This is a genomic window from Halobacterium sp. KA-6 (assembly GCF_021029015.1).
Classification (GTDB): Archaea; Halobacteriota; Halobacteria; order Halobacteriales; family Halobacteriaceae; genus Halobacterium.
Genome location: NZ_JAJJZH010000023.1, coordinates 1 through 6,651, shown reverse-complemented (window position 1 = coordinate 6,651; position 6,651 = coordinate 1). Strand labels below are relative to the sequence as shown.

At 60.1% G+C, this 6,651-nt stretch carries 7 protein-coding genes and 2 pseudogenes; 4 read left to right on the top strand and 5 right to left on the bottom strand.

What is annotated here, in order from left to right:
• Positions 1-92: 92 nt before the first annotated feature.
• The 5 genes from LPA46_RS18400 to LPA46_RS18380 form a co-directional block, all read right to left on the bottom strand.
• Positions 93-416 (bottom strand): hypothetical protein, encoded by a 324-nt coding sequence (locus LPA46_RS18400; RefSeq protein ID WP_230893765.1) that lies wholly within the window; start codon positions 414-416, stop codon positions 93-95.
• A 114-nt stretch (positions 417-530) separates the two neighbouring features.
• Positions 531-833, bottom strand: a complete 303-nt coding sequence (locus LPA46_RS18395) for a hypothetical protein (protein WP_230893764.1) — start codon at positions 831-833, stop codon at positions 531-533.
• A 345-nt stretch (positions 834-1,178) separates the two neighbouring features.
• Entirely contained in the window at positions 1,179-1,625 is a 447-nt protein-coding gene (locus tag LPA46_RS18390; protein ID WP_230893763.1) for a hypothetical protein, read from the bottom strand.
• Between the two features lie 94 nt (positions 1,626-1,719).
• Positions 1,720-3,120 carry a cryptochrome/photolyase family protein gene (locus LPA46_RS18385; protein ID WP_230893762.1) on the bottom strand — a complete coding sequence of 467 codons (1,401 nt, stop codon included), beginning with the start codon at positions 3,118-3,120 and terminating at the stop codon, positions 1,720-1,722.
• A gap of 37 nt (positions 3,121-3,157) precedes the next feature.
• Positions 3,158-3,601: a PaaI family thioesterase gene (locus LPA46_RS18380; protein ID WP_230893761.1), complete on the bottom strand. Its 444-nt coding sequence runs from the start codon at positions 3,599-3,601 to the stop codon at positions 3,158-3,160.
• A 100-nt stretch (positions 3,602-3,701) separates the two neighbouring features.
• Here LPA46_RS18380 and LPA46_RS18375 point away from each other — a divergent pair.
• From LPA46_RS18375 to LPA46_RS18360, 4 genes and pseudogenes are all read left to right on the top strand, one after another.
• Positions 3,702-4,469 (top strand): annotated as a pseudogene (locus LPA46_RS18375) (AMP-binding protein); the annotation flags it as partial.
• An 87-nt stretch (positions 4,470-4,556) separates the two neighbouring features.
• Entirely contained in the window at positions 4,557-4,685 is a 129-nt protein-coding gene (locus tag LPA46_RS18370; protein ID WP_230893760.1) for an AbrB/MazE/SpoVT family DNA-binding domain-containing protein, read from the top strand.
• A 9-nt stretch (positions 4,686-4,694) separates the two neighbouring features.
• Positions 4,695-5,933, top strand: coding sequence for an RNA-guided endonuclease InsQ/TnpB family protein (locus LPA46_RS18365; RefSeq protein ID WP_230893759.1), 1,239 nt, complete (start codon positions 4,695-4,697; stop codon positions 5,931-5,933).
• A gap of 11 nt (positions 5,934-5,944) precedes the next feature.
• Positions 5,945-6,532: pseudogene (locus LPA46_RS18360) on the top strand (AMP-binding protein); the annotation flags it as partial.
• Positions 6,533-6,651: the final 119 nt, after the last annotated feature.

Sequence of the window (6,651 nt, the reverse complement as noted above, 5' to 3'; positions counted from 1 at the left end):
GGCTGAGCGCCGCCGACAGCGACAGCTCCGCCTTCGATCAGCGTTGCTCAACCGTGATCGACGACTCACCACAACAAAACAGGTGGCTCAGGTCACACTAACTGGCAATGCTTTGTGAGGTACTGAGTATACTGCCACGGCTGAAACACGACAAGACTCCCGACGATACCCGTGATACCGACCAGACTGATAACGAGCGCTGGTATCTGCTCGTAGCGAATCTGACCGGATGCACGCTCTTGGTACCAGAACCAGCCAGTTGCCATAAATCCGAGATTAATCAGAAGGAGCAGAACGGTCGCCAATTCCGGCAGGCCCGCATTTAACGGCCCATACTCAGGCCAAAGACCAAGAGTGGTGAGAAGACTACTGAAGAGACCTAAAATGATGAGTGATTTAGCCTCTGTCGTAGCCATATGGGTAGAATTCTTCGGGCGTGTAAATGTCTTGTCGGCATTTAACGAAATGCCGTACCACATCGGGACGGGTTCTCCCTAACTGGATTTGGCGTGACAGTTGGGCACGATGGTTCACTCAAATGCGCCGGCGTTCGCCGCACTCGTGTACACAAAGGCGAGGAGGAACCCGGGAACCATCGCCCAAGTGTGCAGGACTACTCGATTCAGCAGGTCGCCGCGGAGATAGAACGCCGAACCTAGCGATACCAAAACGAATACACTACCAAACAGCAGTTCATCTCTATATGACCCTACTGCGAGCGCTCCGCCGGTTGCAGCGGGTATCGTTCCCAAGCCGAATATTAAGAAGAGAATCTCCTTGTCCAGCAACTTCAGGCTGAACTCAGTGAGTCCAAGGGCAGCGCCACCATACATTAACGTGACAACACTTGCGGCTTCTAGGACCGATTCTGGGCCGTATTTCCCGTGATTGTAACGTAACTAGCCACTCCAAAACCGATTCCCGTTACTCCGATTGCTGGGGCGGACCCGAGGTTCGAGAGGCCGGTCGCATCTGGACGGCCCTCAATCGTGGCGAGAACGTACAGGAGAGCGACTGTAAGCACAGTAATGAGGGCTGCTCGAACCCGGTTATTCACGCCAATTGGAAGTGGCGTTGCACCAATAAGTTTTCTGTAGGTACATAACGGTTAGAGAACTCCTGTACTTGCCGAAGTGCCTCACCACATCGAGGCTGGCTGTTGGGACTGAATACCGCTATCAGTCTCGTACCTTCCGGAGGATGGATGTTGCTCCTGCACCGAGCAGTGTCACGCTACCAATTGCGGCGATAAGCATGCCGAAGGGTATTGTGTACATGCCTACAACGGCGTCGGTGTGGGTTCCTGAGACGTCGTAGATAGTGGTGTCGTATCGGACGCGGGAGGGAATTTCAGAGGCCAGCTCTTGTAATCCTTCATCGGTGGTCATGTAGTAACTGTCCTGTCCGGGCTCGACGGCGAGCAAGAATAGCGCCTGTTGTTCCCGGGGGAGGTCGGAGAAGTTCGTTGCGGTTGCGTTGGCTGTGGAAGTCGGAGCAACGTCGATGCCGGCTTCCCGGTCGTACGTGGCTGCATCGTAGGCTCCATAGCCGTAGAATCCGCCGCCAGCGACGAGTAAGACGACGCCTACGACGACAGAAAGGCGGACAGTTACGGTCCTAGCCATACGGACACAATCTCCTCGAAACTGTAAATCTCTTGTCTGTACTCTCCGTGCGGTTCAGTTTTCTACTGAAGAGATCCCGTATTTCCGACTCCGGTTAGTCGTCGCCGCGTGCCCGCTCGAACATCGATATTGCTTCCTCGCGGCGCTCGCCGTGGTCCACAATCGGATCCGGGTAGTCGGGCGCGAGCTCCGTGCGCTCGTCGGCGTCCAACTCCGGCCACGCGTGAATCTTCTCGGCCGGCACGTCCCGTAGTTCGGGGACGTACTCGGTGATGTACTCGGCGTCCGGGTCGTAGCGCTCGCCCTGCGTCGTCGGGTTGAAGATGCGGAAGTACGGCTGCGCGTCGGTACCAGTAGAGGCCGCCCACTGCCAGCCCCCGTTGTCGTTGGCGGTGTCGTGGTCGACGAGGTGCTCGCGGAAGTGGTCGTACCCCTCGCGCCAATCTAGCAAGAGGTCTTTCGTCAGGAACGAGGCGACAATCATCCGCACGCGATTGTGCATGTACGCCTCCTCGCGGAGTTGACGCATCCCCGCGTCCACGATCGGGTACCCCGTCTCCCCGCGCTTCCACGCCGCGAGTTCGGCGTCGTCCTCGCGCCATTCGATTGGGTTCGCGTACTCCTTGTAGTTCTGCGAGACGACTTCCGGATTGAAGTACAGCACTTGCGCGTAGAACTCCCGCCACGCGAGTTGCCCCTGGTACTCCTCGACGCTCTCACGCTCCGCCTCACCGTCCGCCTCAGCCATCGCTTCCTCCGTTTGTTCGTACACTTCGCGGACGCCAATCGTCCCGAACTTGAGGTCCTGTGAGAGCCGCGACGTCGCCGCTTCCGCTGGGTAGTCCCTGGCCTCCTCGTAGCGGAAGATGTCGTCCTCGCAGAAGGCAGCGAGGCGCTCGCGAGCCGCGTCCGTCCCTGCGACTGGCAGTTCCGCGTCGGACTCCGCGAATCCAAGGTCCGCCACTGTCGGCAACTCCTCGCCCGACACGTCCGCGAGGTCCCCCTCGGCTGGTTCGGGGACTGGCTCGGGTTTCTCGCGGTCCTGCCACTTCTTCCAGAAGTACGTGTACACGGAGTACGGGTCGCCGGCATTCGTGCGAATCGCGCCGGGCTCGTGGAAGACCGCGTCGTGGACCTGCTCGTGGTCGACACCGGTGTCATCAAAGGCGGCGCGGACGGCCTCGTCGCGCTCGCGGGCGAGCCCCGAGTAGTCGTGGTTCCAGACGACGCGGTCAACGTCGTACTCCGCTAAGAGTTCGGGCAGCACCGCGGACGGGTCGCCGCGACGCACGAGAAGGTCACTGCCGCGGTCGCGGTAGCGCGCTCGGAGATCGGCGAGCGCGTCCAGCATGAACGCAACCCGTGGCGGGCTCGCGTGGTCGAGGACGACGTCGTCGAAGCAGAACACGGGGACGACCTCGCCCGAGTCGGCGGCCGCGGCGAGCCCGCGGTTGTCGGCCGTGCGGAGGTCGCGGCGGTGCCAGAACAGCTGCATGCCCGACCCGTGGACCGGGGACTGCGAAAAAGTACCGCTACTCGAACACGCGGAACGACCCGCGGCCGACCGCAACCTCCACGCGCTCCCCGTCGTCGTCTTCGCAGGTGACCGTAACCTCAGCAACGCCGACCGTGGAGCCGACGCGGATGACTTCAGCTTCGGCGACGAGATCGCCGCGTGCGGGCCGGAGGTAGGAGACGTTCAGGTCGATGGTGGCGACGCCAGCGGTGACGGGTTCGTCGAGGGTCGTGCGGATAGCGAGCCCGCCTGCGGTGTCGATGATGGTCGCGGCAATGCCGCCGTGGACGTTCCCCTCGCCGGCGCCGTGGTTGGTGAGTTTCTCGTCGTAGGGGATGCGGAGCGTCATCTCGCCGTCGTCGACGTCCTCTACTTGGAGGTCCAGAAAGGAGAGGAAGCCGTGGTCGTCGACGTACGATTGGATGAACGCCTGCACGTCCTCGGCGTCGAACGCTGTCATGCGTTCGGATGCGCGGTCGCCCGGCAAAAGGCCACCGGGTCGTCGCGACCCCACTGAACACCAGTATTATTGATGATAGACTCCCTTGGGCGGAGTAGCCGTGACGAATCTAGTCCGCCACATCGAATCCGTCGTCGACGAGCAGCCAGCGCGACCCGCCGTCGTTTACGAGGACGTCGAACTATCCTACGGGGAGTTCTGGGCTCAAACCGGGCAGTTTGCCGCCGCGCTCCGCGACGCGGGCGTGGAAGCCGGCGACGCAGTCGGCATCTACCTGCCGAACCTCCCGCAGTTCGTCGTCGCATTCCACGGCGCACTCCGCGCAGGATGCACGGTCGTACCGATGAACCCCCAGTACAAGAGCCGCGAAATCCAACACCTGCTCTCAGATTCGGGGGCCGAAACGGTCGTCGCACTCGCCGACGTCGTCCCGTTCGTCGAGCAGGTACGCGACGACACGAGCGTCGAGCGCGTCGTCACCGTCGGTGGCGACGCCGACACGGGAACGCCGTTCCGAGCGTTCCTCACCAGCGGCGACGACAGCGTCGCCGAGCGCGCGGACGACGACGTTGCCGTCCAGCCGTACACCTCCGGTACCACCGGGAAACCGAAGGGTGTCCAGCTCACCCATCACAACCTCGCGTCGAACGCCCGGCAGTCCATCGACATCGTCCCCGACGGCGTCCAGCCCTCGGACCGTAAAATCGGCGTGCTCCCGCTGTTCCACATCTATGGGATGACCGTCGGGATGAACGCCGCGCTGTTCGCGGGGGCGTCGTTCTACCCGCTGCCAGCGTGGGATGCCCAGGAGGCGATGAGCCTCGTCGCGGACGCCGACCTGACGCTGTTCGACGGCGTGCCCGCGATGTAAAGGCTGTCCAAGGCGACTGCATCGAGGCTTGACCTCGAGTATGAATCCGACAGCATTATACTGTTTTAATCTGTATCGTACAGTATGAGTCAGATGGAATGTTACCCGGAACTACGACAACGAGGCGTTGTTACGATTCCTGAAGAAGTTCGAGAGGGGCTTAATCTCGAAGAGGGCGACCAGCTGAAACTCACTGTCGAAAAACTCGACTGACAACCACCGATGAAACACACGCTTCGCTTCCGTGCGTACCTACCCGATGACGTCGCAAGCGAAGCGTGGCAACACATCGATATCCTTCGGCAGATTCGAAACCACGCTGTACGAGACTACTACCAAGCAGCTCCCGGCCAGCGGCCATCTGACTACGACCAACACAAGAAGTTCACCAAATGGAAGGACCAGTGGCCGTTGTTCACCGCTCCGTCGGCTCACGCCGCACAACAGGCCATCAGCCAGATTCACGACGATCTTGAGACACTCCAAGAGCGCCGAGATGAGGGCTACGCGGTTGGGCGGTTGCAGTGGCAAGGTGCCGGTGAGTTCCGGTCAGTGTCGTACAATCAATCCAGTCGCTTCAACGTGGATCACAACACGGGCGACGACCGATTTGTCCAACTCCGACTCGAAAAGATTGGCTGGTTCAAGATTCGGGCAGAACGTCACGTTCCAGCGGCAGCGACCATCGATGAGGTCATCCTCAAAAAAGAGACCACGGGTGAGTGGTATGTGTCGCTCGTCACCACTGTAGAGGAGACGCCAAGCAAGCCGCAACTGGCTGAGATTGACGTTGATGACTGTATTGGCGTCGACCTTGGTATCACCAGCTATATTCGCACCTCAGAAAATCTGTCTGTGGAGACGCTTGACTTATCCGACGAGTACGACCGCTATGCACGCGAACAGCGTAAACTCTCCCGGAAAAACCACGGCTCTGCCAACTGGGAGAAACAACGACAACAGGTAGCGCGGGCGAAACGTGAAATTAAGCGCAAGGTGCTGGACTACCAGCACAAATTGACGACATGGCTCGTCAAAGAATACGATGTTGTGGCTGTCGAAGACCTTGACGTGAAGCCGATGCTGGAAACCAGTCAGAACGCCAAGAACAAGCAAGACGCAGCATGGTCACGGTTTCTCGACCTCTTGGAGTACAAGGGCAACCTGTATGGCACCCACGTCAAGAAAGTGGAGCCGGCGGGAACGACTAAAGAGTGCGCGAGCTGCGGCGTGGAGACAGCCAAACCGATCTGGGTACGGGAACATTCGTGTCCGGCATGCGGACATACCGAAGACCGTGATCTCAACGCAGCAAAGAATATTCTCAATCGCGGCTTGCGGCAGTTAGGGGCGGGACGCTCCGAATCAACGCCTGTGCAGACTGCGCTCCCTACGTTCACACCTCAGCGAGAGGCCGTGGATGCAAAGCGCGTCGTTGAAGCAGGAAGCCCCGGGGCTTGACCCCGGAGCAGGTTCACAACGACGTCATCAACCAACCCAACGCTGAAGAGTTCGACCTCTCCTCACTGCGCCAGTGTACAGTCGGTGGCTCCGGCATCCCCGTCGAGGTGCTGCGGCGCTTCGAGGAACTCTACCCGGTGAAAATCTACGAGGGCTACGGGCTCACCGAGACCAGCCCCGTCACCCACTTCAACAGCCCGAACTGGGGGCGCCGCGTCGGCTCCATCGGGAAACCACTCGAGGGCATCGACGCGCGCGTCATCACCGGTGACTTCGAAAACGTCCCACCCATCAAGGAAGGCCCTGTAAGCGAAGATGACGTCGAGATGGACGATATCACGGGCGAACTCGTCGTCGCCGGGCCGAACGTGATGAAAGGATACTCGGGCCTCCCGGACGCCAACGAGGAAGCGTTCACCGAAGCAGAGGGCAAGCGCTGGTTCCATACGGGCGACCTCGGCTACCACGACGAGGACGGCTACTTCTACGTCGTCGACCGGAAGAAGCACATGATCAACACGGCGGGCTACAACGTCTACCCTCGCGAAGTCGAGGAACTCCTCTTCGAGCACGACGCCGTCGCTGACGTCGCTGCTCTGTTGAATAGCGATCTATTCAGCTGATATCACGGGTTTAGAAGGGCGAAGCCGAGGAATTCGATTCTGTCCTATGGAAATCGATCTCCTCGACTTCATCGAGCAGTGTCGTGACCTAGCTA

What these genes read in the sequence shown, in the direction of transcription:
- LPA46_RS18400 (WP_230893765.1), bottom strand. Translation starts at nt 416, where the DNA reads ATGGCTACGACAGAGGCTAAATCACTCATCATTTTAGGTCTCTTCAGT.
- LPA46_RS18395 (WP_230893764.1), bottom strand. Translation starts at nt 833, where the DNA reads ATGTATGGTGGCGCTGCCCTTGGACTCACTGAGTTCAGCCTGAAGTTG.
- LPA46_RS18390 (WP_230893763.1), bottom strand. Translation starts at nt 1,625, where the DNA reads ATGGCTAGGACCGTAACTGTCCGCCTTTCTGTCGTCGTAGGCGTCGTC.
- LPA46_RS18385 (WP_230893762.1), bottom strand. Translation starts at nt 3,120, where the DNA reads ATGCAGCTGTTCTGGCACCGCCGCGACCTCCGCACGGCCGACAACCGC.
- LPA46_RS18380 (WP_230893761.1), bottom strand. Translation starts at nt 3,601, where the DNA reads ATGACAGCGTTCGACGCCGAGGACGTGCAGGCGTTCATCCAATCGTAC.
- LPA46_RS18370 (WP_230893760.1), top strand. Translation starts at nt 4,557, where the DNA reads ATGAGTCAGATGGAATGTTACCCGGAACTACGACAACGAGGCGTTGTT.
- LPA46_RS18365 (WP_230893759.1), top strand. Translation starts at nt 4,695, where the DNA reads ATGAAACACACGCTTCGCTTCCGTGCGTACCTACCCGATGACGTCGCA.